Source organism: Glaesserella parasuis (assembly GCF_002015085.1).
GTDB lineage: Bacteria > Pseudomonadota > Gammaproteobacteria > Enterobacterales > Pasteurellaceae > Glaesserella > Glaesserella parasuis.
Genome location: NZ_MUXW01000002.1, coordinates 1 through 24,405 on the forward strand (window position 1 = coordinate 1; position 24,405 = coordinate 24,405).

Annotated in this window: 31 protein-coding genes; 2 read left to right on the top strand and 29 right to left on the bottom strand. The window is 42.1% G+C overall.

Annotated elements, in window-relative coordinates; genetic code table 11:
• Nucleotides 1-156: 156 nt before the first annotated feature.
• The 10 genes from B0183_RS00995 to B0183_RS01045 are packed head-to-tail and all read right to left on the bottom strand — an operon-like array spanning nucleotide 157 to nucleotide 10,569.
• Nucleotides 157-714: a DUF4376 domain-containing protein gene (locus B0183_RS00995; RefSeq protein WP_078208195.1), complete on the bottom strand. Its 558-nt coding sequence runs from the start codon at nucleotides 712-714 to the stop codon at nucleotides 157-159.
• 9 nt (nucleotides 715-723) lie between these two features.
• A complete protein-coding gene (locus tag B0183_RS12570; RefSeq protein ID WP_234802013.1) occupies nucleotides 724-3,054 on the bottom strand; it encodes a tail fiber protein in 2,331 nt (776 codons plus the stop codon).
• 23 nt (nucleotides 3,055-3,077) lie between these two features.
• Nucleotides 3,078-3,644: a phage tail protein gene (locus tag B0183_RS01010; protein WP_035493216.1), complete on the bottom strand. Its 567-nt coding sequence runs from the start codon at nucleotides 3,642-3,644 to the stop codon at nucleotides 3,078-3,080.
• On the bottom strand, nucleotides 3,637-4,752 hold the full coding sequence (locus B0183_RS01015) for a baseplate assembly protein (RefSeq protein ID WP_078208196.1): 1,116 nt from the start codon (nucleotides 4,750-4,752) through the stop codon (nucleotides 3,637-3,639). Before B0183_RS01015 ends, B0183_RS01010 begins: the two co-directional genes overlap by 8 nt.
• Nucleotides 4,739-5,107 (bottom strand): GPW/gp25 family protein, encoded by a 369-nt coding sequence (locus B0183_RS01020; RefSeq protein WP_021115058.1) that lies wholly within the window; start codon nucleotides 5,105-5,107, stop codon nucleotides 4,739-4,741. The genes B0183_RS01015 and B0183_RS01020 overlap by 14 nt, the downstream gene beginning before the upstream one ends.
• A 57-nt stretch (nucleotides 5,108-5,164) precedes the next feature.
• Nucleotides 5,165-5,749 carry a phage baseplate assembly protein V gene (locus tag B0183_RS01025; RefSeq protein WP_035493220.1) on the bottom strand — a complete coding sequence of 195 codons (585 nt, stop codon included), beginning with the start codon at nucleotides 5,747-5,749 and terminating at the stop codon, nucleotides 5,165-5,167.
• Between the two features lie 14 nt (nucleotides 5,750-5,763).
• The gene (locus B0183_RS01030; RefSeq protein WP_021115056.1) at nucleotides 5,764-6,816 is read right to left on the bottom strand and encodes a phage late control D family protein; all 1,053 of its coding nucleotides are present in this window, start codon (nucleotides 6,814-6,816) and stop codon (nucleotides 5,764-5,766) included.
• A 3-nt stretch (nucleotides 6,817-6,819) separates the two neighbouring features.
• Complete coding sequence (locus tag B0183_RS01035) at nucleotides 6,820-7,038, bottom strand: tail protein X (protein WP_012621996.1); 219 nt, start codon at nucleotides 7,036-7,038, stop codon at nucleotides 6,820-6,822.
• Nucleotides 7,031-7,972 (bottom strand): phage tail protein, encoded by a 942-nt coding sequence (locus B0183_RS01040; protein ID WP_078208197.1) that lies wholly within the window; start codon nucleotides 7,970-7,972, stop codon nucleotides 7,031-7,033. Before B0183_RS01040 ends, B0183_RS01035 begins: the two co-directional genes overlap by 8 nt.
• Nucleotides 7,972-10,569 (bottom strand): phage tail tape measure protein, encoded by a 2,598-nt coding sequence (locus B0183_RS01045; protein WP_078208198.1) that lies wholly within the window; start codon nucleotides 10,567-10,569, stop codon nucleotides 7,972-7,974. Before B0183_RS01045 ends, B0183_RS01040 begins: the two co-directional genes overlap by 1 nt.
• 39 nt (nucleotides 10,570-10,608) lie before the next feature.
• Here B0183_RS01045 and B0183_RS01050 point away from each other — a divergent pair, with 39 nt between their 5' ends.
• Nucleotides 10,609-10,878 carry a hypothetical protein gene (locus tag B0183_RS01050; RefSeq protein WP_035523003.1) on the top strand — a complete coding sequence of 90 codons (270 nt, stop codon included), beginning with the start codon at nucleotides 10,609-10,611 and terminating at the stop codon, nucleotides 10,876-10,878.
• Nucleotides 10,879-10,882: 4 nt separating this feature from the next.
• The gene (locus tag B0183_RS01055; protein WP_078208199.1) at nucleotides 10,883-11,131 is read left to right on the top strand and encodes a hypothetical protein; all 249 of its coding nucleotides are present in this window, start codon (nucleotides 10,883-10,885) and stop codon (nucleotides 11,129-11,131) included.
• A gap of 11 nt (nucleotides 11,132-11,142) precedes the next feature.
• Here the strand turns inward: B0183_RS01055 and B0183_RS01060 are convergent, their stop codons facing one another.
• The 19 genes from B0183_RS01060 to B0183_RS01150 form a co-directional block, all read right to left on the bottom strand.
• The gene (locus B0183_RS01060; RefSeq protein WP_078208200.1) at nucleotides 11,143-11,274 is read right to left on the bottom strand and encodes a GpE family phage tail protein; all 132 of its coding nucleotides are present in this window, start codon (nucleotides 11,272-11,274) and stop codon (nucleotides 11,143-11,145) included.
• A 17-nt stretch (nucleotides 11,275-11,291) separates the two neighbouring features.
• A complete protein-coding gene (locus B0183_RS01065) occupies nucleotides 11,292-11,573 on the bottom strand; it encodes a phage tail assembly protein (RefSeq protein ID WP_078208201.1) in 282 nt (93 codons plus the stop codon).
• Between the two features lie 86 nt (nucleotides 11,574-11,659).
• The gene (locus tag B0183_RS01070) at nucleotides 11,660-12,178 is read right to left on the bottom strand and encodes a phage major tail tube protein (protein WP_078208202.1); all 519 of its coding nucleotides are present in this window, start codon (nucleotides 12,176-12,178) and stop codon (nucleotides 11,660-11,662) included.
• Entirely contained in the window at nucleotides 12,178-13,572 is a 1,395-nt protein-coding gene (locus tag B0183_RS01075) for a phage tail sheath family protein (RefSeq protein ID WP_021110035.1), read from the bottom strand. Before B0183_RS01075 ends, B0183_RS01070 begins: the two co-directional genes overlap by 1 nt.
• A 9-nt stretch (nucleotides 13,573-13,581) precedes the next feature.
• The gene (locus tag B0183_RS01080) at nucleotides 13,582-14,082 is read right to left on the bottom strand and encodes a Gp37 family protein (RefSeq protein ID WP_012621986.1); all 501 of its coding nucleotides are present in this window, start codon (nucleotides 14,080-14,082) and stop codon (nucleotides 13,582-13,584) included.
• On the bottom strand, nucleotides 14,082-14,519 hold the full coding sequence (locus tag B0183_RS01085) for a DUF1320 domain-containing protein (RefSeq protein ID WP_021110034.1): 438 nt from the start codon (nucleotides 14,517-14,519) through the stop codon (nucleotides 14,082-14,084). Before B0183_RS01085 ends, B0183_RS01080 begins: the two co-directional genes overlap by 1 nt.
• Nucleotides 14,520-14,521: 2 nt before the next feature.
• Nucleotides 14,522-14,965, bottom strand: a complete 444-nt coding sequence (locus B0183_RS01090; RefSeq protein ID WP_012621984.1) for a DUF7210 family protein — start codon at nucleotides 14,963-14,965, stop codon at nucleotides 14,522-14,524.
• 67 nt (nucleotides 14,966-15,032) lie between these two features.
• Nucleotides 15,033-15,974, bottom strand: coding sequence for a major capsid protein (locus B0183_RS01095; RefSeq protein ID WP_075620909.1), 942 nt, complete (start codon nucleotides 15,972-15,974; stop codon nucleotides 15,033-15,035).
• A 35-nt stretch (nucleotides 15,975-16,009) separates the two neighbouring features.
• Nucleotides 16,010-17,116, bottom strand: a complete 1,107-nt coding sequence (locus B0183_RS01100; protein ID WP_078208203.1) for a peptidase — start codon at nucleotides 17,114-17,116, stop codon at nucleotides 16,010-16,012.
• Nucleotides 17,117-17,336: 220 nt separating this feature from the next.
• Nucleotides 17,337-17,792 (bottom strand): phage virion morphogenesis protein, encoded by a 456-nt coding sequence (locus B0183_RS01105; protein ID WP_078208204.1) that lies wholly within the window; start codon nucleotides 17,790-17,792, stop codon nucleotides 17,337-17,339.
• Between the two features lie 126 nt (nucleotides 17,793-17,918).
• On the bottom strand, nucleotides 17,919-19,187 hold the full coding sequence (locus tag B0183_RS01110; protein WP_021110031.1) for a phage minor head protein: 1,269 nt from the start codon (nucleotides 19,185-19,187) through the stop codon (nucleotides 17,919-17,921).
• Nucleotides 19,184-20,602, bottom strand: coding sequence for a DUF935 domain-containing protein (locus B0183_RS01115; protein ID WP_078208205.1), 1,419 nt, complete (start codon nucleotides 20,600-20,602; stop codon nucleotides 19,184-19,186). The genes B0183_RS01110 and B0183_RS01115 overlap by 4 nt, the downstream gene beginning before the upstream one ends.
• A 3-nt stretch (nucleotides 20,603-20,605) precedes the next feature.
• Complete coding sequence (locus B0183_RS01120) at nucleotides 20,606-21,916, bottom strand: terminase large subunit domain-containing protein (RefSeq protein ID WP_035498340.1); 1,311 nt, start codon at nucleotides 21,914-21,916, stop codon at nucleotides 20,606-20,608.
• Nucleotides 21,903-22,475 carry a DUF3486 family protein gene (locus tag B0183_RS01125; RefSeq protein WP_012621977.1) on the bottom strand — a complete coding sequence of 191 codons (573 nt, stop codon included), beginning with the start codon at nucleotides 22,473-22,475 and terminating at the stop codon, nucleotides 21,903-21,905. Before B0183_RS01125 ends, B0183_RS01120 begins: the two co-directional genes overlap by 14 nt.
• A gap of 33 nt (nucleotides 22,476-22,508) precedes the next feature.
• Nucleotides 22,509-22,799: a VpaChn25_0724 family phage protein gene (locus tag B0183_RS01130; RefSeq protein ID WP_012621976.1), complete on the bottom strand. Its 291-nt coding sequence runs from the start codon at nucleotides 22,797-22,799 to the stop codon at nucleotides 22,509-22,511.
• A 3-nt stretch (nucleotides 22,800-22,802) separates the two neighbouring features.
• Nucleotides 22,803-23,132 (bottom strand): DUF2730 domain-containing protein, encoded by a 330-nt coding sequence (locus B0183_RS01135; RefSeq protein ID WP_012621975.1) that lies wholly within the window; start codon nucleotides 23,130-23,132, stop codon nucleotides 22,803-22,805.
• A gap of 24 nt (nucleotides 23,133-23,156) precedes the next feature.
• Nucleotides 23,157-23,510 (bottom strand): DUF2681 domain-containing protein, encoded by a 354-nt coding sequence (locus tag B0183_RS12985; RefSeq protein WP_012621974.1) that lies wholly within the window; start codon nucleotides 23,508-23,510, stop codon nucleotides 23,157-23,159.
• Entirely contained in the window at nucleotides 23,507-23,740 is a 234-nt protein-coding gene (locus B0183_RS01145) for a DUF2644 domain-containing protein (protein ID WP_012621973.1), read from the bottom strand. The genes B0183_RS12985 and B0183_RS01145 overlap by 4 nt, the downstream gene beginning before the upstream one ends.
• A gap of 97 nt (nucleotides 23,741-23,837) precedes the next feature.
• Entirely contained in the window at nucleotides 23,838-24,389 is a 552-nt protein-coding gene (locus B0183_RS01150) for an N-acetylmuramoyl-L-alanine amidase (RefSeq protein ID WP_078208206.1), read from the bottom strand.
• Nucleotides 24,390-24,405 lie beyond the last annotated feature (16 nt).

Below are 24,405 nucleotides of genomic sequence, written 5' to 3' on the forward strand. Positions count from 1 at the left end.
TCACCATTGCCTACAATTGACGCATTAATACCATCAATCTGTTCTTGTGTTGTGAGGGTATACCAACCTTCGCCGTGAGTGGTGATAATAGGTTGCCCCTCTTCGTCGGTAGTGATGACAGGGTCGTCGAATCTGAGTTGTTGTAGGTTAAATTGTTTAAGCATTTTGATATTCCTCATAAGTCTGCGTCCACCCACTCGAATAATCATATTCCAACGGATTTTCTACTTGCTCCACCATCGCTTTATGCTTCAAGGCATTAGCGTGATTGCCCGTCTTGGCTTCCATTAATGTTTGCCAAATAACCAGTAGCTTCTCTTTGTTAATCATTGCCACCGAATTATCGGCGAAGGTCCACGGAATTTCTTGGTCGCCGAATAAGTCAAATGTGGCTTTGACAGACAAGATATTGCGTTCGGCGGTGGCATCGGTATCAATCCATTTGTCAATCGCTGACACATAAACACCGCCGTTGATTTTTTTGTCTCGCAGAGCGTTGATGGCATTGCGGACTTGTTGACGTTGTTCTTCAATAGGCATCGGCGCTGGTTCAACTAAAATCGGAAGCCCTTCATCATCGGCAACGATTAGCTTACCTTGAGCTTGTCCTTCAAGTAACAAGCGGTAGGTTTCTTCCGAAATTTCACAAGCCCCTTCAGGTACAAAACCGCCGTGGTCGTTGTTATAAAAACCATCTTTATAAAAAATTGCCATTGTATTCTCCTATTTCCAGCGACCAACACCTAAAAATTGCACTCGACAGTCACCTTGATTCTCACTGTTGTGTTCATATAATTTATAATAACAAACAGCATTGGTGCTTTTTCTCATAATAGCACTACCAACATCGCTGTTTATACCATAGGTATGCTCCACTTTAGGTATCACCATAGGTTTATCAGCAAAAGCAACCGCCCAAGTGAATGTTTTTTCATTCCACTCTTTCAAATCATTTACATCATAAAAATAGGTTTGAATCATCGTCCCATCAGGGTATTTGCGGATTTCGAAGTTGCCGATTTTTTGATAAGTAAATAACGCTGTCACTCTATTATCAAAATCATTAATACCTAAACCTGATGCGGTCGTTGGCTTATTTCTCACTTCACTCCAATCCGCTCCGTCAATCTGCTTCCACGGCAGCCATCCGTTGCCATCTCTGCCTCTTACAAATTTTTTATTGCTGAAAAAAGTTGTGTACTCTTGCTGATAACCATACGCAGATGGCGTAACCAGCAACGTCCCCGCCTCTTGTGCAGGGTAGTTGAGGTTAGGCTGAGCGTTGACATTTGCCACTTGGGAGTACACGCCACACATAGTGACGTCATTGAGGTTGCTTACTCCTAATTGTGGGCGGAGCATAAAGTACTCATGCACGCTCCCCCAGCCACTGGCATTGTTGCCCCATTGGGCAAAATGCCTATCAAAGTTTACAGCTTGGCGAAAGGCTTGGGTATTATCTGTTTTGCTAACAAAACCCCACCCGCTGAATACGCCATTGCCACTTAGCTGCGCATTGGTTGTAAATCCTATATAGCTACCCACAGGCAACTCTGCGGGCGTGGCGTTTTGGTACTCAATTTGAGTATTAGGGATATGAGACCGCAAGTTGATTTGCTTGACCGGGAGCAGGTTGCCCTCGTCAAAGACTTTATTCGCTCCATGATAGATGGGCTTGTTGCTCTCAACTCTGTCCGCCTTGAGGTGGACGCCGGTACTGTATTGATATGACACAAGCGCCACGTCGTTGTCATTATCCCTAACTCGTCCGACAAACCAATCATCCACATCGTTATTTTTACCTCTTAGATAAGAGGCGGCGTGGTTGATATTGAGTATGCCAGTCATCGTATCGCCAGTCTTCTTAACCGCGTCTGTAATACCAAATCCGTCTACAGTCGTAGGTTTATTTCTCAACGTACTCCATTCCTCGCCATCGACCCTTGCCCAATTGCTCCAACTATTCGTACTAGCATCAAACCATCGCTCATAACATTCTTGTTTATTATGTAGTGTGTAGCGTTGTAGGGTTCCTGTGCGACCCTCAACACCGCCTGACAAAACAAATAACATACCACTATGCGCGACAGGACGAGATATGGCGTGTCTGATGCTAAAAACGCCATCGCTCTTAAAATCATTTAAGTTGATGTTGGGCGAGTCGAATCTTCCAAAAAGCCCCCCAATATCAGCACGTTTCCAAGGCGACCAATTCCCATTAAATGACAATTTATAACGCTCATATCTATCCCCAGAATAAGCTCTCATCGCCACCTGTCTGTGCCAACCAGGGCTGTCACCAGAAATCACCTGTACATAATAGTTATGGCTCGTAGGCAAATTCTTATTAGACATATCGCCACTACCATAAGAGTAAATCCCATCAACCACTAATGTATCAGCGTCGTCCTGACAATTGTTGTTAATAATGAATTTATCCAATCTTCCTTTAATCACAACTCCCTGCGCCGCCGTCAACGCCTTTGTGTCATCATCGGTGGTTAGGTTATTGGCGAGTTGAACTAAGCCTTTTTGGGTTGGGCTGGCATCTTGAGCTGTGTATTTGCTGTTAGCTAAATCATAAGCCGTTTTTACTGCTTGTGAAGAAGCTACCGTAGTTTGAGATGTTGAATTGACAGCGTTACTGATGTCGGTTTTATTGACTTTTTGATTTAGCGCATTGGTTGTACTAAGTTGCAACTGTGCCACAGACTGAGCAATGGATTTACCTGCTTTTGCGGTTAATGCCAATACTTCAGAGTCTAGTCCTGTGTCGTTGGTGAGTTGAACAAGCCCTTTGGTTGTGGTACTTGCGAGATCAATCTCGTGAGTATGCCCTGTATTATCAGCAGTGTTGCGAGTTGTTGCTGTCAGTTTTTTAGGCATCAGTTTTTGTCCTGCAGCTTCAAGGACTTGTTTTAAATATAAAGTACGATTAGCAAGATGCTTAAGGGGCTTGTTAGTCACGCCTTCCACACCACCAAGCACAGGATCGTCTTCTTCAATTTGATAGACTTCTCTTTCCCATTTTGCTGTTTCGTTTAAGCCTGCCATTTCTATTTTTGTCCTTTGTTGAATTAATTTGAACCGTGATTATATTTGCCGTTATAACGAGCTTTTTTGTTATATCTAAGGGGAACGGCTTTATAATCTAGTACTGCTAATACACATCTTGCTGGGGCAAAGTTACGCATAATTTTTCGAATATTAGTTGCTTGGTCATTAGTGACTGGTTCTCTTAATCGAATAGCATAATGAGCCCAACGTTCATTTGCTGGGATATTGACGACATTAGAATTTTCATAAATTCTATCCTTGAGTCCTTCGTCTATTTCAATTTCCCCAAAACCTAGCGAACGTAATACATCTCGAATTGCCTTAGGTGTGCCTTTTCTACGGTGTAATTCAATCGCATTGCGAATTAGAGCCTGTTTAGAGTCATTATCTTCTGCAACAAATTCACCGTCATAACCTGTGACACTCCATTTTTCTGCCAACAGTGGAATAAATTCATCACCTAGTAATTCCACAATTGTTGTCATAATTTTGGCGTGGTTTAAATGATCTAACTGATTGCTCAAATTCGCTAAAGCTACATATTTAGGGTCATTTACAATGATGTCGGGGTATACTAACTTAGCCATTACTGCGTTCCTCTTTTACTTCGATTCGCAATGCAGTACAGTTTGCCCATTCATTTTCAGCAATGACTGTTTTTGTCGGTGAAATCAAATTCACATCATATACGCCATCAACACGCAATACCGAAATAATGGCACTCGGTACAATATCCATACCGAGCTTTTTAGTTTTATCAGCAAGATATAACTGCATTGCATCACGAGCCTTGGTTTTCACAATATCTTCACGATAACCATCAAGTAAAATCAATTCTGCTTGAATTTGATAATCTCGTTTAGTCGGAGCAATTACTTCAACGGTATCGCACAATGGGCGTAGTTTCTCTGCACTAACATATTTTTTAATGTCGTTTAATAAACGTGTATCAGGTAAGCCTGTTTTAGTTAATACTGTAATACGAACAAGCCCACCCTTAGGAGTGGCAATATTGACATCTGCAATATCTTGCGACACCGCTCTAACGTGGTAGTCATAAGCTGCAATAGAGCCACAAGAACTAAATGCTTCAGGTGCTGCAAGAATCCGCTTGCGGTAGTCATCGTCATTCTCTTCAACTAAACCACCACTAGGTCTATCAATATTGGTGACTTCAAGTGTGGTGGTCGTATTAAGTGATGTTCTGAGATTTTTAATTCGACCAATTTCCCATTCATTACCAATCAGCCCTTTTTTATTACATTCTGCTTCAATTTCAACGTAAGAAATCAAAGGTGTAATCACATCATCATTTAGCGTAATAAAATACAGAACATCAGTAATAGCAACTTGAGTCCCTTTAGGAATTAAAATAGATGAGTGCTCACCTTGTACGCTAAATCGCAGAACACAACGAGCCGCTTTGTCTTTTAAGCGATAACAACCTAATGTTTCACCACACAAATCCAACGCAATCCCCGTTGCCGTTTGCGGAAAGGTTTGACGAAATGCTTCGTTAATCCCTTTACGCACCAACATTTCACGAAAGGCATAAACGTTGATAATCAAGCGTTCAATATGAGCAGGTTGTAATACCTTGCCTGTATCTTGTTCATATTTTGCGATAGTCTCGGCAAGAATCTGTTTAACATCTTCAGGCACAACGGTAATGTCATAACGACTATTTATTTCCATAATCAAACTCCGTTGCATAAATTTGACGTTCAATATCTTCAGCAACACACCATTTCACATTAAAGAAAAAATGCGGTGCTTCACCACTAATTTGCACTTCTTGTACTACCACGCGCTTTTCCCATTTATCAATCGCCACAAAAATTTCCCGAACCATATTTGGTACAGCAATATCGAAGGGCTGATCAATATATTCAAAATGATTTGAGCCAAAATCAGGGCGCAATACATCGCTTCCTTTACGAGTAGAAAGGATGTTAATAATGCACTGGTGTAAATCACCTTCCCCCTGAATGCTCTCAACGCCTTCAGGGGCAATTTGCCAATGTGTATGTTGAAGTGTATGTGTATTCATAGCCGTGAGTGTAACGGCTATGATGAAGATGGGCTTTTAAACTACTTTAAAGATTGACTAGGCTTTGGGTGTACCTGATGTTTTATTACCACTTTCCACCCCAGTATGAACGTGAGAACCCAGAGAAACAGAGCCTTGTTTTACACTTGGTGCAGAAACTTCGGTCGCAGAGGTAATAGCACCTGTGGCGTGCAAACTGCCATTGATAACTGTATCACCGTTGATTTCAGTCGGAGCATTCACCACCGCTTGAGCTGCGGTGACGGTGACTGTACCACTGGTTTTGACTATCACATCGCCTGTTTTACGATTGTGGGAAATTTCCGTGCCATTTTTGAATTTATGTAACCACATTTCACTATCTGTAACAGGTGTTGGATCTTCACTATTATAAATCGACCCAAGCACATACCCACCTTCACCCCTTGCATCTAAAATCATTGCCACCAACTCGCCCACATCGGGCAAACCGTAAAACTGATTACCGCCTGCATTGATAGTAAAAAATGGCAACCACGCTGTTTCAAAATCTTCTAGCGTTGGGATTTTGACTTTGACACGGTGATTTTTCGGATCGACTTGACTGACAAAACCTTCTTGATAGGTTGCCCCAAAGTTATGGGTAACGACAGCTTTCTTCATTTGCAAAATTCCTGTTAAATCAGACCGCTTGCGGTCGGTAAATCTTCAATAAATTCCAACATTCGAACACCAAGATCAGTCACATATCCCTGACTTTTGGTGTAACTATGACGAGCGGATTTAATCAAGTATTTGCCACTAAACATACCAAAACCTGTCAATAACACCGTATTACCTGCGACTAACTTAGGATTGCCAATCACCTGAATATTGCCTGCTTGTTGGTCATCATTCTGTTCAGCAAGAGCAGCATCTGCACGAGCTTTTATCTGCTCTTGGCTTTCGCCACGAGTCACAATTTTCAAGGTGTCAGCATTACTGGCTTTAGATTGCTTTTTCGTAGGGCGTTTAGGCTTACTGCTTTTTTCGGATTTCACCGTTTTTTTACTATCGGCATTCAGTCCTACCGCTTCAACCTTCTGCACCGCATCTTTAATACGATCTCGAAGCCGTAGCGACAGCACTTGTGAAAAATCCAATACCGTCACAGGTGGACGATTTTCAAGGCTCTCCATTGTGGTGAACACTAAGGTTTTACCCACAATCTTAAAACTGTGATGGTATTCGTGGGCAAGTCGAGTTAAAAACTCAACATCTCGTTCTTGATACTGCGTAACCCGTTTTATTGGGATATTGGCGACTGTTCCTGTAACATCAAGTTTCAAATTTTTTGCCACTTTTCGCACAATGTCCGCAAGGGTGGTGTTCTCATAGGCTTTAGGCTTTAACGTACGGTTGGATTTACTAATCCCTGTTGCTAAGGCTCGTAGAGTCACCACCGAACCACTGCCTTTGACTTTTGACCAATCAATTTCGTCTAACTCGAACGAACCTAAATTGACTAACGACTCGCCCAAATACCCTAAATGCAGTTTCAGTTCATCGCCTTGGGTCGGAAACCAAGAGCCAATCCATTTCTGTTCAATATCTTCAAAGGTGACTTGTAGCTCATCAGATTGGTCACTTAAATAATCCGTATAAGTTAGACTAATCAAATGGGGCTTGATGTTATGTGTAATGGCCGTTTTGCCGTAAAACAGCTCAAAGGTGGGCGTTTGTACTTGCATTGCTTACTCCTGCATCCAAGGCGGAAGATCTGCCTGCGACGTGGCTTTAACCGCAATCACAGGCACAAATAACGTCTGTCCCATCGGTAACACTTCACAAAACGGAATATGGGGATTAGCATCGATTAAACGGCTTATTTCTCCCACATCACCGTAATAGCGATAAGCCAGCAAATCCCAACGTTCGCCTGCCTTAATTTGATGTTCAATTACGCTACTCATCAACATTCTCCTTCGGCTCAGGCGTATCACTGCGTAAAGCAATCCAAGCGGTTAGATGTGCTGCAGGTTTTGCCATTGATTGAGCAATTTCATCGGCTTCATCAATTGCCTTCACACCCAGATCAAACCACGCACCCAAATTATTCTGCCCCAAACCACGACTAAATTCAGTTTGAGCGGTACGCAAGGTTTCACTCAGTTCAGCCAAGCCATTTAAAAACGGCATAGCCCCTGTTATCCCTTGTGTAAGAATGCCAAAGCTATGACCAAGCCCCACCATCTCAGCCAAACCTTGAGTAGATGAACCTAAGCTACCCAATAAAATCGGCAGTTGTGTTAAGGCTTCTAAAGGGTTATGAGCCAAAGCACGCACAACGGCTACCGTATTGCGGACATCATCAATCGTCTGCCGTGCTTGGCGATACACTTGCACCCCTTTATTGACTAACTGAGCCGTTTTACTGACAAATTGGGTTAGGTCTTTCGGCAAAATTGAAGCAAGGGGAGATAATCCACCAATCGACAACGCAGAACCCAACAAGCCCTGACTGGTATTGCCAACAAATTCACGCAAGCTCACAGACACTTCACGGGCAAGGGCATTGCCTTTGGCATCACTGAATAGAACAGAGCTACTCAAATCTGTAATCACAAAATGCCCCTTGAACCGCGAAAAACCTAACACAAGGGCTAGGGCTTCCTGTTTCTCTTTTGCAGTAACTAACGCTTGATAGCGTTGTTCTACAGGGGCAAGCTGATGATGTAACTTCAGTTGCAAGGTAATATCGGTAAGATTATCGCCCATTGCCTGCAGTTTCGGCTTACCTGATAACACAGCGTGTTCTGCAAAGGTTGCCGAACGACGTTCATCAAAGGCTGAAGGGGCAGTTAATAAATCAAAGGCAATATTGCCAAGTAATGCGTAATTTGCCATTAGTAAGCTCTCCGTCCAAATTGGTCGTTTACTCGATTAAGCAGTTGCTCCAAACCGTATAACATTGCAGGGTCATTTAACGCTTGCAATAACTGTTCTTTTAAATCAGGGGCAGGGGCTGAACCTGAGATCGTGATATTAGGGCTAAAATGCACCGTAATCCCTTGATTATGGGTTGTTGCTGTATTGGAGACTTCATTTCTGTTTAAGGGTTGATAATCCGCAAACAAACCGCCGTCTTTTGCTTGGGGATTAAAGGACGGCGTGCGTAAATCCGTAGGTTGATTTAAGCCCAATAGATTGCCGACCATATTCGCCCCGAATTGAATATCGTCCCATAAACTACCAAAGAAGCCTTTTTCCTTGATTAAGGTTGGTTTAAATATCGTTTCAACCGTATTTAAAACAGGTTCAAATGTCACTGCATTTGAAAGATGTTGGCTGGCTTCAGTTGCAAGAGGTTGAGCCTTATCCATACCAATCACTAAGCCTTCCACTACATTGACACCGTAGCCTTTAAATACACGGCTAGGGGAATGGATCCCTAATTTTTCTGCAAACCAACCTTTAATACCATTGCCTAATTCACCAACTTTTTCTTTAGCTAAATTCCACGCATTGCTGATACCATTGACTAAACCGTCAATGATGTTTTGCCCAAAATCACTAAATTTTGCAGGTAAATCAATCCCAAACCAATTTAATACTGAAGTAAAAATCGTGGTGAATAGAGCTAGAGGATTAAAAGAAAGGATAATGTTACCAAGAGCAGAAAAGTTACCACTAAATAAACTCTTGAGATTTTCCCATAAGCCTGAAAACCAGTTACTTATCCCACCCCATACAGACGACCAAATTCCTGAAATACCATTCCAAAGATTACTGACAAACTGACTGAAATTATCAAAATAAGGCTTAATAGTTGTCCATAGATTAAGGAAAAAACCTTTAATGGGTTCCCAATATTGATAAACTAATAATGCAACTGTACCAATGGTAATTAATGTACCAACAGGACTTGCCAACATTGCCCTACCTAAAAACAGAAATGCTTTTCCAATACCTAAGACTGCATTTAATAGTATTCCACCAAGAGCTTTTCCAAGAGCAAATGTGAGCGATAGTGTTCCTCTCAAGATAGAAACAAAGCCTTTCATAATACCTAAATTAATCTTGATAAATAATTTAGCAAAAGAAATACCAAGATCTAATACTTTAAGCGTTAGTAATGTACTAACACGAACTAAAGCCCATCCAATCTGAAAAAAGCCAACAAATGTTTTGTAAGCTCCAAAAGTGACAAATGCAATACTAGAAAGGATACCTTTTAATGCAAAGAAGCCAACGGAAGCTGTCGCAAGCCCAGCTCCAATAAGTAATACTTGATTGACTAATTGTTCGTTCTTTCCAATCCACTCAACAACACTATACACAACAGGCTTGATGTCATTCACTATATTATTGATAAGAGGCAGAAATTTAGCTCCAATGGTTACACCAATCTCAGAGAAGCTATTTTTTAAAAGTTGTAAGTTATTTTCTGTTGTTGAACTGCGACTTTCAAATTCACGTTGCATTGAACCAAGATATTTCAACTCACCATTTTTATCTGTTTCTTGAAGCAACTGTAATTGACGGTTATATTCACCAGTATTTTGAGCTAATAACATCACATCATCAGCATATTGTTTACCAAACATTTTAGCTAAAAGTGGATATTGCTTATCTTTTGGTAGTTTTTTAACTTTTTCAATAAAACTAGTGATTGCTCCTTGAGCATCTTTATTCATTGCAGTTGCAAAGGATTTTGTCGTAAAACCAAGGGCTTTTAGTTCTTCTTGATGTTTGCCTGCTTTTAATTCAGCAAAAGCAGATGTTATTCCTGTTATTGCTTGTGCAGCTAACTCAGGAGCTTTACCCATTGATAGAAATGTAGAGCCAAGTGCAGCAGCTTGATTTTCAGACAGACCTAACATTCTCGTATCAGAACCAGCACGAGTAATTACATTCACAATATCGGCGGCTTTTGAGTTAGCATTGTCAGAGAGATAGTTAATAGCATCACCAAACTTTGCCATTTCAGAAATTGGTTTCCCAAGTACATTTGCCATTGTTGCCATTGCGGTACCCGCTTCACCAGCAGCCATATCAAATGCAACTCCCATTTTGGCGGCATCTGTGGCATACCCTAATAAATGCTCACGAGCAAGCCCCGCCTGCCCTCCAGCTGCTACAATAGTCGCAATTTCTTCCCCAGCCATCGGAATTGTGCGAGTTAATTTAAGGATGTCCTTTTCCATTTCCTTAAATTGTTCAGGCGTATCAAAGTTCACTACTTTTTTCACATCTGCCATTGCACTCTCAAATTGAATAGCTGGTTGAGCAATACCCATAATAGATGAGCCTATTGCTGTTGTGGTAGATATAGCACCACCAAAGCCTTTTACTATCCCTGAACCTAAGGCACCTAGCTTTGCAGGTGTAGATAAGGCAGAATCTTTGAGTATATTTAACTCGTTTTTTAAGCCCCGTAATGCACTTACTGCACCGCCAACAGAAGCTCCAATAACTAAAGATATTGCTAAATTTGATGACATAATTTATAGTTCCTTAAAAACAATAGTTCGGAGGAAAATATGTTGTTTAAATTTTTGGATAATGTATTTACTGTCGTTGGTTTGTTCTTTGTTAGTATTTTGGCACTTATTGGCATTACATTTGCTGTTACTTATATTCCTGTAATAATAGGTATCGTTGTTACAGTCATTGTCCTAGCTTGGGCTAACAGCTATATTCAATCCTCACTAAAGCCAAATAAGCTACCGAAATTTTTGCAGGCTAGAAATCCTATTTTGCGTAATATGCAAAAGCAACTTTTAATAGGATTTAAGAAGTCAAGCCTTTAAAAATATGTTCGTTTCACTTTTAAGTTTTATCTTCAGCTTGATTGGGTTCGCTATTTTTGCCTATGTAGGTGTTTCTTTTTCCCATTGGCTTTGGGGAGTCTTATTTGTATGGTTCGCCTACCGAGTGATTAAATGGGATAAACATAGACGGCAACAAAAATTACAGCCCAACTATCAAAATGGTGGAAAAATGCCGTTAGGCGTAACAGAAGATAAGACTGAAAGCCATCTCTCTTTTCAACCTAAACATTAAACAGAAAGCCGCTATAAAGCGGCTTTTGTATATCTAGCTTTGACCTGTCTATTTGCTTGGTTATACCATTTTTGAATTTCATCCAACGTAAACTCGTCCAGTTCACTCGGTTGCCAACCATACCACCAAGCTAAATCTGCCAATACCGCATCAAGTTGCTCTAAGCTGACTTTCCCTTTTGCATTTCTTTTAATGCTTTTTGAACCTGTTGATAATCCGCAATATCTAACTCAGCAACATCGTCCATTACCAAGCCTGTTAGAATGGAAATTAGATAAAACTCTTGGTCTGCATCATTTCTTTGACTTTGGGCATTGCGTAAATCTTTCGCTTTTGCACGGCGGATTTTTAGTTCGGTAATTTCATTACCTTGCCCATCTTTAATTGGGTAATCCAATTTCACCGTGGCAAAAATCAGTAAATCGTCTAATTTTTCAGACATAAAAAACTCCTTAGTGGGTTATTGTTTAACTTCACTAAGGAGTTTATTGAAAGAGCGTTTAAACTGCTTTTAAACTACTTTAAAGATTACTGCCCAACATTCTTACGATATTGTGACAGCACATCTTCACTTGCTACACGGTATTCATTGGTGAAAGCGTTGTAATACAGCACTTCTTTACCATCAATGGTTGCCTTAATACTATGTGCTTTATAAGTCATCGCATATTCTGCAGCTTCATTTTGTTTGTATTCGCCGTTGCCAATTTTACTGAAGCTGCCGTTAATGATAACAACTAACGGTACTTCAGCAGCTCTACCTGTGGCATTGAATACCCGTACATTGCCACGCACCATCAACTGTGCAGTTTTGAACGGATTCAGGGCGATAGCCATTGCTTCAGGATAGTAGCCGTCCCAGACAATTTCACCTTCAAGGGCTTCCACCCCTGACGGTAAATTGATTGTGCCGACTAAACCTAAATTTTTATGCTCAACCATCACAGGGTTAAACTCTGGCAATTTAACGCTTTTGGCTTTACCGATAAAACTCACGCCATTGAGATAGACGTTGGCATTATCAACTTGATGAATAATTGCACTCATTAATTACCTCCACGACTGGTTAAATTAATTAAGAACTCACGAGTCACTTCAGACGTATTCGTGATGCGTTCCGCTGGGATTTTTGGCGTGAACTTATATTTAATCGGCACGTTGCCTTTACTAAAGGCATCAACCAAATCCGCATCAGGATCAAGCCAGACTTCAAAACCAATAATAGAACGCAATGTACCCATATAGGTTTCAATCGTGCCTAGCAATGCATCTAGCAAAGCATCATCAATCGGCAAGTCAATAAATTGCAACTCTACACGACGAAGAGATTCATCAATTAAGTCTGCAGTACGTTGTACCACTTCAAAATTGACAATATGGGTTTCTGTTGGATAATTCGCTAAGCGGTTACCCCACAAGCGGAAGCCTGTACCATAGCTGTTAAATACCGTCGTAATACCCACTGCGTTCAAGCGGTTGGTTTCTGATTGAATATCATCAACACGAGCGGTCAGCGGAATTTCCACTCCAATCACACCTTTTAATTGACGGTTAGACGTTGAGAACCAATAGCCAAAATCAACGTCCGTTCGCATACGCAAACCTGCAGCGTGGGTCGCAAGGCTTTCAAGAGTATTACGCTCTCCCACAACGTGTGGGAAGAATAAATGTGTACGGTCACTTGAAGTCTTGAAGTTAATTTGTCCTTCTGTACCACGCCCTGCCAAGGCTTTTGCAAGGGTTGTGCCTTGTGGAGCTTGGATATAAGCAATCGCATTGAGTTGGCTTGCTAGGGTTTCTAGTGCAGTTGCCATTGTTGCTTGGGTGTCGTAGTGTGGGCAGAGTAAAATCTTGGCATCACTACCAAACAAGTTAAAGCCTGCACGCAACATTTCAAAGCCTGTACGTTTGCCTGTACCTGTATCAATCGCACCTTTAATATCTGCTTCCGTGACTTTGGTTGGGTCTGCATAAGTATAAGTCGCAGTCACATTTTCTAACATACGATGGAACTTGATTTCACCTGTCAGTAAATCGGCGGTGTAATCTTGCCCACTTGTCAGCGAACCTGAACTATGGCTAAGACTTAATTCAATCACCCCAGCGTATGCTAAGGTTGCGGTCAGGCGGTCTTTATCTAAGGTTAAATTTTCACTTGAAACCGTCGTACGGTGTTTGGCTGGGTCTAACACATTGACCACATAAACTTGCCCTGCTTGATAACGGCTAATAATATCTAAGGCATCTGGCAAGGTATAGCCACGATCTAACACATTGCCGAATTGTGCAAAATCCTTTTTGGTCATACACAATTTCAGCTCATTCACTGCACCAACAGGGGCAGTGCCGACGATACCGATAATAGCACCATCGACGGTATGAACAGGTACAGAACCGCCTTTCACTCGTTTGGTTTCTGTACCGTGATGGAATTGAGACATACTATTCTCCTATGATTTGGGTTTTAAACGGACATCAAGGGGTTGATGTTCTTGTCTAGCAATCAACGTGGTAAATTTCGGCTCTAAATCGACCGCTTGTAATCGTTGAATTTGCAATGTTTCTGTGGCTAGAACCAGTTGATAAATCCACACACCGCTTTCTTGCTCATCAAACTGTTCTTCAACTAGCCAGCTTGGCGTACAGTCCATCGGTTGAAAGCCAACCACAGAGAGCCGTAACTCATCTAAAAACTGCAAAGCACCAAAGTCGTTGTGCAAGTTACGACTTAACACCGTAAAGACAATATGCACCTTGCGAGTTTGCGTAATCACCGACGTAGAGCGTGGCTCGCTAAATTTTGACCCAGCATAACTAATCAAGACCGCACCATTTGGGTGTGACAGAAAATAATGGCTAGGATCATCGGGCATTAGCTGAATATCCCAATCGGGAAACTGCGTTTTCAAGCGAGTTTCAAACTCGGTCAAAATCGGCAAGGTGGCAGACATTAGTAACCCCCTGTATCTATTTGCTGTTTGGCTCGCACTGCATATTCACCTACGTCAGGCAATAAATCGCCTGTTTCACTCACCTCTTCTGCATTGGCTAATCCAAGATGTAAAGTACCTTTAGCAATCGCATCTAGCTCTTTAATCACTTGAGCGTAGGTGTCCTTAACCGTTTCAGGCATTTTCATTTCTGCACGGCGAGCGTAGAGCCAGTGACGAGCAAGGTACAAGGCGTGCGAGTTAATCATTGTTGGCACTTGAGTAAGGGGTAAGGCATAACGGCTACGCAGTGATGCATCAATACGTTCACAAGCCGTTTGAATTGCCTGTTCCACCACAGCCATATTCACTTCAGTCGCTCTGTGGTCGTCATTACTGAGTTGAACTAAGATCTGCTTACTAAAAGAGCCAATTAACTCATCAGCGGTGATGTACATTGCTAAGCCTCTTTCGTTTTAGCTGATTTTGGCTTTTCTGCTTTACAAGCGGTCAATTCTGCAGAAAGCGTTGCAATTTCGCTCTCTTTCTCAGCTAATTGAGCTTCGAGTTCTTTGATACGAGCTTCAGCTTCTTCTGCTCGTAAACCATTTTCACTGGCTAAGGCTTCCGCTTTGGTATGGGCTTCTTGAGCCTCGGCTAAAGCGGTTTGCAATGCTTGTTTTTCTGCTTGAGCTTCTTCGGCAAGAGATTTTGCTTTAGCTTCAGCTTCTGCTTGAGCCTCTTGACGAGCTTTAATCGCTTCGTCTTTTGGCTGTAAATAAAGAGAGTTTTGATGATACTCTTGCTCGGTGACTTCAATTTCATCCCCGATTTGATAATGTTTACCGTTATGGATAATGGCTGATCCAACTACAATAGCGACAATCATTTGACGTTCTCTCATATCGTTTCCTTTTCAGTATGTGTAACAATGTTTCATTTCCCCCTTTGAAAAAAAGGGGGTAAGGGGGCTAGACTGCTGATTTAATTAAGAAGCCTGAACTTGGCATTAAAACGTGTTCTTTGTGAATATCAGTACAACGCACGTTATAGACTTTGCCTCCAACTTCGTCATATTTATCTACCACAAGTGAACCTTGACGGCGGAAGGTATAACCAAATGAAGGCTGATACATTGCGTGAGAGCCATCTGCACGAGCTTTCGGCACATACGCCATCACAATATCATTTGCCCAAATGGATGTCGGCTCGGCATCGAGTGTGGCACGGTAAGTAGCACGACCTACACTGACTTCTAACTCTTGACCTTCATCTTTCAACATTTCCGCAAAAAGTTGTGGTGTTAATCGCTGAATACCACGACGTTTCAAAATTTCAACAATTTTGTCGTGTTTGCGTAGTACAGCCCAAACATTAGAAGGGATCACAATTTGGTTTACTGTAACACCCGCTTGTTTACGCACTTTTTCAAACGCATCATCAAATACGCCGAAAATATCCGAGGTTGTGTCGCTGAATTGGCTTGTACCAGATAACACAATTTTGTTGTTTGAACCGTAAATTGCTTCATTGCTGACTAAGGCGTGAACACGCTTTTCGTGATTTAACATCATTTTTTCACGCACCACAGAAATCGCATATTGCTCATAAGCGAAGTCAGCTTCTTTGCCCTCACGATAGTCAATCGGGTGAGCAAGGTCGTGTTCGACTAACTCAATGGTTTTTTGAGTTACTTTGACTGGGGTAATTTTGTTACTTGCTGCGTGTAATTCACGTTCATCTTCTTCCGCAACAAAGGCTTCATTACCAAATTGTGGTAAACGAGCTCCTTCCTTCGGTACTTCTGCAACAGGCAATAATTTATCGCCGACAAAGGCGGCATTTTTGTAGCCCAACGCAAATTGGGTTAAGACAGGGTCTGTCAAGCGAGTATGTACTTTTTGTCCACTCATTTTATTTTCCTCTTGGTTATTTAATTTTGCTTACGCTACATCACCGCACTAATTGCCGTGGCGTAATCCACACTATGTTGCTTCATATACGCACGAGCTTTGAGGTCTAACTCAACACGAGCAGGGTCGTCCGTTTCAGCATAATTCACTACATTAGGCTCGGTTTCAGCGGCTTTCTCTTTCGTCGCCACTTCACCAAACTGCACAATTTGCGGTTGGGCTTCTAAGAACTTTTTGGTTAATCTGTGAATAGATTCCCCTTCGTTAAAATTGACGACTTGACCGCTTGCCATCGTTGCCGAGCAGTTAAGCAAGGCAAGAGCAGCGTCTTTTGCAACAGGGGCAAGTTTGCCTTGAGTGACTAAGTTTTCACAAAAGGACGCATTGTCCTCCTTGGATGCTTCCAGTTTTTCGGCGACTTTCTCTGCTTCAGCTTGAGCTTTTTCGGCTTTTAGCTGGGCATTTTCGGCTTGCATTGCTGCAATTTCTTCGGGTGTCATTGACATTTGACGTTCTCCTTTAGGTTTCTTTGGTTCATTAAAAATAGGGTTAGGCTCAGGGGCTTCATAAATGCGTTTCATATCTTCACGCACGGCATCTTCTTGAATGCTGGATACCAAATAATCAGGCAGAGCTTTATCGGCTTCTTCCTGACCGTGCTTGCCAATAATCCAATCACGCAAACGTCGCCACAGGGTTGCTTCCGTCCAGTCTGAGAAATCCACCACACCTTCTTCGCCTTCGGCAAAAACAGGGTTGCGAAGTCCTTTTACTGCAGGTGGCATCGCGCCTAAAAAACCAACGTGGCGTAAATAGAGTGAGCCTTGTTTAGGATTATTCGGACTATTGGCGAGATAGAATGAAGCAGACACTTTCTTAAACCGCCCTTTATCCACCATCTCGGCAAATTCAGGGTCAATTTGGTCAAGTTCGGCTTTGAGAATATCGCCTTCCAGTTCTAGACGTTTCACCCACGCATACGCAGGGTGGTTATGTTCAGGGTGACCAATCACTGCAGGGGCTTCGTGAAATTCCACGTTATAGCTTTCTACGGCTTGTTTTAGGTCGGCAACAGTAATAGTGACTTCTGTGCCATTGGCATCTTTGCGAGTGCCAGCTTTGAAGATTTCGATTAGGTTCATAATGCCTCCGTTTCGATAAGCATTATGAAAAAAGAGAGTGTTTTCGGCTTTTAAACTAGTTTAAGGAATGCAAAAATAAAATAGACAAGTCAGAAGAGTGTAATATGTGATTTAAGGCGTTTACAGGTGTTTATAAACGCCTTGAATTTGTGTCGAGCTATCATTTATTGAAAAAAGAATAAAACGCTAAATCGGGCGTTTTAGGCGTTATTTTTGAAATTTAGCTATTGCCAATCACATTTCGTAAAAAATGTTCTGTTTTTGCCAGTAAGTAGTCTTCGTTTTTCTTGCTTACACCAAGCCAAGGGCGAGCGGGGATACCTGAACCTTTGCCACTGGCTTTATTACTGCCAAAGTGATGTAAGCGAGCATACTTGCGGTCACTTCCAAAGGTTACGCCTTCATTGGTTGCTTGAAAGCGAAGTAGATTTTTCAAATAGCCATCGTGAATTAAAATTTTATCGGCATTCTTACGTTTTTTAGCCTGATACTTTGCCGATAATGGAGTCCACTTTTCTCCATCAGGTGAAGCCTGTTCTTTCTCAAAACGGTCTTTGTGAATTGAACGTAACGTTTCACCTAATCCCCCAAAGAGCTTTTTACCCTGTTGCAAGTTTTGGGCTGTACGGTGTAAGCCCCTGAGAGCTTGGTCAGCATCAAGTTTAATATGGATCATTATTATTCCTATTGATTAAAAAATAGTTTAGGCGTATAGTTTGGCTATCCGCAGGGGGTTTCCTACTGGAAAGGTTACGCTAGGCAACTACCGTATGATCCTGTTCGAATCAGGCAAACCTGCGGACTACTCTAAATTACCCCATAAGACTTCATAGCCTTTCAAACTTTCCCATTGACGAGCATTGCTAATTTTTGTGCCAGTTGTCACCATATTCAGTGCAATCCGTTCCTTTTTCTTCGTAACACTGTTTTTCACCTGTACTTTATAGTCCATTGAAATGATTATTTTGGCTCCATCTTCTTCATACACAAATAACAGTGCATTAAGTTTTTGAGAACTATCTAATAAAATCGCTTTCGGATTACGCAATTTTTCAGGCAACTGTTGCCAAAACTCAAGCGGTAGGTTTATCCCTTTACCTTGCTTCACATCACGCAAGGCGTGCAGAATATCGTCATCACGCACCGCAATCACGGCTGTCTGCGGCGCAAGCTCCATAGCTTCGAGTTTTTTCACTACATCACGGGGAATAACGCCAACATATTTCATCTGCCCACGAGCCATTTTATCTGCGACAACCGTGTCCACCATCTCTTTCATTGAACGGTTTAATAAGGCTAACGCAGGGGCATAATTCAAGACATTACTCACCGCAGAACTGGCAAACTGCGGTGGAGCCTCAACCAGTTTCTGCATTAAAATTTCATCTACCTTATGCACAGGCACAAGGCGTTTGGGGTGTTCAAAACTCGGATCGACACCTTTCGGTACTCGCACAATTCTCGGACTGCCTGAACGCTGTCCGATCACCTTTTCTTCCCATTCAATTTCAGGGGCTTGCTGAACAGTTTTATTTTGATATTTGAGATCGACATCATCTAAGGCACGCACAGTACAATGACAACCGTATGCACGGGTTGGATAATGGTAGTCCCACCACGGATCATCTGCTCGTAATACTAAGCCGTCCCACGCAACGTGTTGCGGTCTTGGGTGAGCTGAGTCATTATGCTCATATTCCCAATAAGGCATTACATCAGCAAGTTCACGCTGTTGCATATAACGCCCGTGGTTATAGCTGGCGTAAAGATTAGTGTCATAAATAATACGGCTACGCCAATTTCGCCCACCGTTATATTCCCAGCTATGTTTGTCGGCAATGGCATCGAATACCTTACGAAACTCTTCTAATGTACCACCACGCTCAATCACATCATCTATCGCACGGCGAAAGTCACCGATGATTTCTTGTGTATGAGCTCCTGCAACCACAAAAGCATAGTCGTGGGCTTCGCCGTAAATATCAAGGTAGGTTGCAGTTGGGATATTTACTTTCTTACGAAAGTATTCAATTTGCTCACTAAACGGCAAGGGTTGTGCAACAATGCTCATCGCTTGGCTTCCTGTTTCACTTCATAGCGACCACGCAATGTCGCCGTGGTTAGCCCTTCGGCAAACAGTTGTGCATATTCGCTAAAATCTAACTGGGGCAAAATATCATCTAAAATTTGTTGAGCTTCTTCTAAGCTCTCGGCGGTATCAAGTCTTGCTCTAACTTGAGCAATATTAGCGTTTAATGAATGCTGAGAAAGTTCACCCATTTGGCTGACAATCCGATCCATTTCTGTTTCGTGATGGTGATGTTCTGCAAAATTTACCGTCGAACTCACCGCTTGTAGCTCAATATCACCATCTTCAAAGCCATATTCACGCATAAAGTATTGCTTCGTAAACCGCACACCCATTCGGTGTAGCTTCTCATCACGCTCAACTTGCTCGGTATTTATGCTTTCTTGCTCAAAAAACTCAAATGTAGGCAACTGCTCGACATTGAAGTTATAGTGACAAATCCATTGCAACAACTGATTGAAGGTTGCTTCAATCATCGCTTGGTCGTCTGCACGGATACTCTCTAACACTTCAAGCCCTGCGGTAGCCGATGCACGATTACTTTCTTGCTCTGTCGTTTGGTTTTGCCCCAATAACGCAATATTGATTTCACCTTTACAGAACGCTAAGAACTTCTCGTAACTGTCGCTAGAAGCCCCTTTACCTGCGGACTCCACAATTTCCACACTGGCATCATCAGGGATAACTGCAATGGCTGTCCCTATCATTGCTTCTAGGCTATCAGCCAAACGATCTTTTTCAGGCTCTGATGTCGTGCGTGGATGTTTACCAATAAGCCACGGCGAGCCGTATTTTTCGGTAAACTCTAACCAATATTTAAAACCGCCTTTCTTAAAGGTTGCCGCCCAAAAGCACAGCGATAAATCACCTAAGCCGTATGGGTTGTCTTGGGTCGCTTCTTGTGTCGTTAAAAGGAATTTATGCTCAGACAATAATTCACCCTCAATCCAATGCTCCTTGGTACGAAAGCGAAGCTGATTGTCTTCATCAAACACAAACCATTCTGGCTTTTTACCAATAATTTCGGCTGGCACAATCAAACCATCACGCTCCGCCCAAATTACTTCAGAAATTTGATAGCCAAACAGAGAAGCGTTTAGCATGTCGGTGATGATGTTATTTAATGGCAAGCGGTTAAATACTTGATAAAGTTGCTCATCAACTTTTTCATTATTCGTGGTCGTAATTCGCCACTCTAAGCCTTTGATTGCCGCCTTTCTGCGACGGACACCTGAACGAACTTGCCCATCTGATAGTAATTCACGATAAACAGCAATGTCTTTTCCCATTTTTTTGAGAATAGGATCAGGGTTCGGCAGATGATACCCCGTTGCCCAATGGTCAAAACTTCTTGCACGAGTGGCAATTTCGCTGATTAAATCTTTTTTATTTTTCATATCCTAATAACCTTCAGAAAGTTGCTGGCTACGACGTGGTTTGCGTGCTAGTGGTGCAACAGGTTGCTTCACATCAGATGCCGCATACAATGCTAAGAAACACGCCCAAGTTCTATCTGCGTGACCTTGACTATCTCGTTCTGCAACAAAGCGTGGCTGACCATTTGCTCCAGTCACCTTTTTGAGCTTATGCAAATCTTCTCGTAATGCTTTATCTCCCTGTGGAATGCGTAGTCGTTTATCTTCAAATACTTCTTTGCCAAGGGTAGCAAGCATCATTTTATTCGTTTGGGTGAAAATAACCCCTTCAACTCGGTATTCACCGAAACGGCGTTTAGCATCTTCTACGGGTTTCTCCCCTAAGCCTGTTTGGTCAATACAACAACGCAATACACGATATTCTGCAAATACTCGGTCAAGCTCAGCATCTTGTGTTGCAAAACTCGCTCGTTTTAAAGCGGTGATTTCTCTTGTCCAGAATACATCACCTACTAGTTCAATAACCCAAATAATAAATAGGTCATTTCGCACCCCAATATCAACGCCGACAAAACACGGATTACCTGTATAGTGGAATGGCAATCCTGCGTGCGAATGCTCAACACCATCAATCAAATCATAAGAGAGCCAACTACTTGCTTCATCTAACCATTTCAACTCAAACTCTTGAGCCCACGCATCTTCATCATTTAAGCCCACTCTTAACTGTTCTACATTGCGAGGTAAACCATCTGCAACAGCCTGATAAATATCAACTGAGTGGCGTGACCATTCATTATTATTTAAGTCAGTCATCAACTCGTAGAACTTGTTACCTTTACCATTTGGGGTAGAAACAACTCGTAATTTCCAACCAGCAGAAATCACAGGGAATAAGGCTTTCCAAATTTCACGGCTATCTTGGTGGAATGCAAACTCATCTAAGAACACATTGGCTGAGAAACCACGAGCCGTGTCAGGATTGGCAGGTAATGCAGTGATTTTTGAACCATTAGGGAAGATCACTTCTAAGGCATTAATCGTAGTGTCTTCTTTAAAAGGCACTTCCAATACTTCGCAAACAATCCCCATTGCTTCAAGATGGCGTTTTACTCCTTCATTCATTGCTTCTTTCGCTTGGCGTTCTCCACGAGAAAGGATTACCCAGCGAGTACGTTCGCCGTTGGCTTCTGCTTCTAAGCAATCCAGTACAATTTCAAGGGTAGTGGTAAATGTTTTACCTGTTTGACGAGCAAACATTGCTACTTTGAAACGGCTTTTATCGTTTAACCATCGCTTTTGATAGTCATAGAGAACGGTGTTATTCAATGCCATAAACTGCTTTTACCATTTTTGTCACATCTTCAAGGGATAGTCCTGCTTGTGTACCACTTTCTTCTACGGCTTTAGCAGCTTGTTCAATCACTTCCTTGCGGATTTTACGTTCACGCTCATAGCTTAAACTTTCCGCTTGCTCCAAACGTTGTAATGCTGACGATAACAATGCTAAATCTTTCGGCTCAATACCACCTTCTTGTTCACCCAATCTAATGGACGTTTCAAAGGCAATATTCTTCACCATTTCCATCACGATTTTCCCAATGTCAGACTGCGGAGCTTCACCAAATTGTTTCGTCCAAATTTCTGCCACTTCTCGTGCATTACGGATTTTACTTGCCATTTTTTCCATACGATTGGCATAGCGATTTAGCCCTGTTTTACTTAAACAATAGCTTTCATCAAGCCCACAATCACGGATCAGATCGTTAATTTCTTCTAGAATTTGCGTTTGTGAATATTGCTTATCACGCAACATCATTGCCAGTTGGGTTTTGATGTTCGGCGGTAATAAATCCACTTTACTTGCACGTCCACGGGTCGTTTTCTCATTCATTTAAACGCTCCTTAAATATCCTTTAAAAACCGTTTAAACCTTAGGTCTTGGGCGTTTTACCCCTTCAACCGTCACTCGACCTTGAGCCACATCTAACCCACGTTGCGTAATGCTGGCAACCATATAGCCATCTTTTAAACGCTCAAGCTGAATAAGCCCTTGCTCTTCTAACCATACAAGGTGATTACGCACAAGATCACGGCTAATATCGTGACCATATAAATCAAGGCAATCACTTAAAATAGACTCGTTGGCATCATAGCCAGCTTCGGCAAGAGAACGTAAAATCACTAAGCGTTGATCTTTAGTTAAAATTGTCTGCATACATCATTCCTTTAATACTTTAGCTTCAAGTAATAAGCCGACTTGGTGATTTATTGAAGTCATTTTTGCGTTGGCAGTTTGTGTTTCCCCTCGCACTTCCGTCATTAAAATTTCAAGTCTTGCGACATCTTGAGCGGTGGGTAAGTTATCCACTTTTGTTTCAAGCTGAGTTAAACGTCGGTCATAGTGTTCAACATTTTCAGCAAGGGTATTCACATCGGATTTTTTGGCATACTTACTATCCATTTTTAGCCAAAATCCAGCCCCAACTAAACCAATAACAGTAGAAATCAAGGCGAAATGTTGGCGTAAGAAATCCAGAATCTCTGTCATTTAGACTGCTCCTTACAGACTTCTTCATAGGTCAGATTGTGTGCTAGTACTTGGCGTTTCGTTTCCGTCGTATCCTGACGGCTTGGGTAAATCAGCCCGAATGCCGTGCAACCTGTCGTCGTCACGGAAGTAGTTGTGTGCGTGCAACTGCTCATCAACGGTATCAGGGCTAACACGCTGAACATTTTCACGATGCGTTTGTTGAATTTTTGCATTTTGTACCTCTGCATTTTTTTGCTGAATTTCGACCGCTTGTTGTTGGTTTTCTGCTTGTAGCTTCCGATTACGCTCTGCCAAGCGTTCTGCTTTGAGCCAAAGCCAAAACAAAACACAAGCAGCAAGAAATAACACTACGGTCACAATTTTTACTGTCATCATTCAAACTCTCCTTGTCGCTTGCTACTCAAGGCATTAGCAAAACCTTTTGTAGCCACTTGACCACCGCAGAACACCGCAAAGGTCATAAATAATTCAGGCACATAACTGCGATCTAAATAGACGCAATAAGCCAAAATCGCTGACATCAATAACGCCCCGAAAAACTGGATAAATCCCGTGGTCGAAAGGCGACCGTCTGAATTAGTAAAGAGTTCTGCAAATTTAGCCATTACCAATACCACCCACGTTCTAATAAAATCACTTCAGCGGTAGTGTAACGACCGCCATTTTTTGCACGACTGCGTTTAGCGTTGTTGCTGAGTTTTTTCATTCTTCCCCCTTAAATAAATGATCCACGTTCACAATTTCTTCGCTATCCAACCAGCTCCAAACATCAAAGCACGGGCAATCTTTTAACCATTCATTTTTGGTAATCTTGCCGTCTCCGTTGAGATCAGGGCTTAAATCACGATGTCCGCAAATGCGAGCGTTGGGATGTTTCGCTTCTAATTGGCGTAATAATTTATGCAGTGCCTGCCATTGTTTTTCGGTATATTTGCCGTGATTTTTACCGTTTGCGGTAATACCACCGACTAAGCAAATGCCGACGGAGCGGAAATTATGTCCTTTGACGTGAGCTCCGAATTCGCCGACTTGACGACCGGTTTCCACCGTGCCATCGGTATCAATTACGAAGTGATAACCAATGTGAGCAAGATGAGGATTAAAGGATTTCATCGCTGATGATGGACGTTTAAAACCACGCTGTTTATGCCAACTGTCAATGGTTTGTGCGGCAGTTTTGCCATTTTGTTTAAGGGATTTACCGTTGCGTGTTGCGGAGCAGTGCACAACGATTTTGTGGATAGGTAATGACATAAAAAACTCCGTTGTA

What these genes read in the sequence shown, in the direction of transcription:
- B0183_RS00995 (WP_078208195.1), bottom strand. Translation starts at nt 714, where the DNA reads ATGGCAATTTTTTATAAAGATGGTTTTTATAACAACGACCACGGCGGT.
- B0183_RS12570 (WP_234802013.1), bottom strand. Translation starts at nt 3,054, where the DNA reads ATGGCAGGCTTAAACGAAACAGCAAAATGGGAAAGAGAAGTCTATCAA.
- B0183_RS01010 (WP_035493216.1), bottom strand. Translation starts at nt 3,644, where the DNA reads ATGGCTAAGTTAGTATACCCCGACATCATTGTAAATGACCCTAAATAT.
- B0183_RS01015 (WP_078208196.1), bottom strand. Translation starts at nt 4,752, where the DNA reads ATGGAAATAAATAGTCGTTATGACATTACCGTTGTGCCTGAAGATGTT.
- B0183_RS01020 (WP_021115058.1), bottom strand. Translation starts at nt 5,107, where the DNA reads ATGAATACACATACACTTCAACATACACATTGGCAAATTGCCCCTGAA.
- B0183_RS01025 (WP_035493220.1), bottom strand. Translation starts at nt 5,749, where the DNA reads ATGAAGAAAGCTGTCGTTACCCATAACTTTGGGGCAACCTATCAAGAA.
- B0183_RS01030 (WP_021115056.1), bottom strand. Translation starts at nt 6,816, where the DNA reads ATGCAAGTACAAACGCCCACCTTTGAGCTGTTTTACGGCAAAACGGCC.
- B0183_RS01035 (WP_012621996.1), bottom strand. Translation starts at nt 7,038, where the DNA reads ATGAGTAGCGTAATTGAACATCAAATTAAGGCAGGCGAACGTTGGGAT.
- B0183_RS01040 (WP_078208197.1), bottom strand. Translation starts at nt 7,972, where the DNA reads ATGGCAAATTACGCATTACTTGGCAATATTGCCTTTGATTTATTAACT.
- B0183_RS01045 (WP_078208198.1), bottom strand. Translation starts at nt 10,569, where the DNA reads ATGTCATCAAATTTAGCAATATCTTTAGTTATTGGAGCTTCTGTTGGC.
- B0183_RS01050 (WP_035523003.1), top strand. Translation starts at nt 10,609, where the DNA reads ATGTTGTTTAAATTTTTGGATAATGTATTTACTGTCGTTGGTTTGTTC.
- B0183_RS01055 (WP_078208199.1), top strand. Translation starts at nt 10,883, where the DNA reads ATGTTCGTTTCACTTTTAAGTTTTATCTTCAGCTTGATTGGGTTCGCT.
- B0183_RS01065 (WP_078208201.1), bottom strand. Translation starts at nt 11,573, where the DNA reads ATGTCTGAAAAATTAGACGATTTACTGATTTTTGCCACGGTGAAATTG.
- B0183_RS01070 (WP_078208202.1), bottom strand. Translation starts at nt 12,178, where the DNA reads ATGAGTGCAATTATTCATCAAGTTGATAATGCCAACGTCTATCTCAAT.
- B0183_RS01075 (WP_021110035.1), bottom strand. Translation starts at nt 13,572, where the DNA reads ATGTCTCAATTCCATCACGGTACAGAAACCAAACGAGTGAAAGGCGGT.
- B0183_RS01080 (WP_012621986.1), bottom strand. Translation starts at nt 14,082, where the DNA reads ATGTCTGCCACCTTGCCGATTTTGACCGAGTTTGAAACTCGCTTGAAA.
- B0183_RS01085 (WP_021110034.1), bottom strand. Translation starts at nt 14,519, where the DNA reads ATGTACATCACCGCTGATGAGTTAATTGGCTCTTTTAGTAAGCAGATC.
- B0183_RS01090 (WP_012621984.1), bottom strand. Translation starts at nt 14,965, where the DNA reads ATGAGAGAACGTCAAATGATTGTCGCTATTGTAGTTGGATCAGCCATT.
- B0183_RS01095 (WP_075620909.1), bottom strand. Translation starts at nt 15,974, where the DNA reads ATGAGTGGACAAAAAGTACATACTCGCTTGACAGACCCTGTCTTAACC.
- B0183_RS01100 (WP_078208203.1), bottom strand. Translation starts at nt 17,116, where the DNA reads ATGAACCTAATCGAAATCTTCAAAGCTGGCACTCGCAAAGATGCCAAT.
- B0183_RS01105 (WP_078208204.1), bottom strand. Translation starts at nt 17,792, where the DNA reads ATGATCCATATTAAACTTGATGCTGACCAAGCTCTCAGGGGCTTACAC.
- B0183_RS01110 (WP_021110031.1), bottom strand. Translation starts at nt 19,187, where the DNA reads ATGAGCATTGTTGCACAACCCTTGCCGTTTAGTGAGCAAATTGAATAC.
- B0183_RS01115 (WP_078208205.1), bottom strand. Translation starts at nt 20,602, where the DNA reads ATGAAAAATAAAAAAGATTTAATCAGCGAAATTGCCACTCGTGCAAGA.
- B0183_RS01120 (WP_035498340.1), bottom strand. Translation starts at nt 21,916, where the DNA reads ATGGCATTGAATAACACCGTTCTCTATGACTATCAAAAGCGATGGTTA.
- B0183_RS01125 (WP_012621977.1), bottom strand. Translation starts at nt 22,475, where the DNA reads ATGAATGAGAAAACGACCCGTGGACGTGCAAGTAAAGTGGATTTATTA.
- B0183_RS01130 (WP_012621976.1), bottom strand. Translation starts at nt 22,799, where the DNA reads ATGCAGACAATTTTAACTAAAGATCAACGCTTAGTGATTTTACGTTCT.
- B0183_RS01135 (WP_012621975.1), bottom strand. Translation starts at nt 23,132, where the DNA reads ATGACAGAGATTCTGGATTTCTTACGCCAACATTTCGCCTTGATTTCT.
- B0183_RS12985 (WP_012621974.1), bottom strand. Translation starts at nt 23,510, where the DNA reads ATGATGACAGTAAAAATTGTGACCGTAGTGTTATTTCTTGCTGCTTGT.
- B0183_RS01145 (WP_012621973.1), bottom strand. Translation starts at nt 23,740, where the DNA reads ATGGCTAAATTTGCAGAACTCTTTACTAATTCAGACGGTCGCCTTTCG.
- B0183_RS01150 (WP_078208206.1), bottom strand. Translation starts at nt 24,389, where the DNA reads ATGTCATTACCTATCCACAAAATCGTTGTGCACTGCTCCGCAACACGC.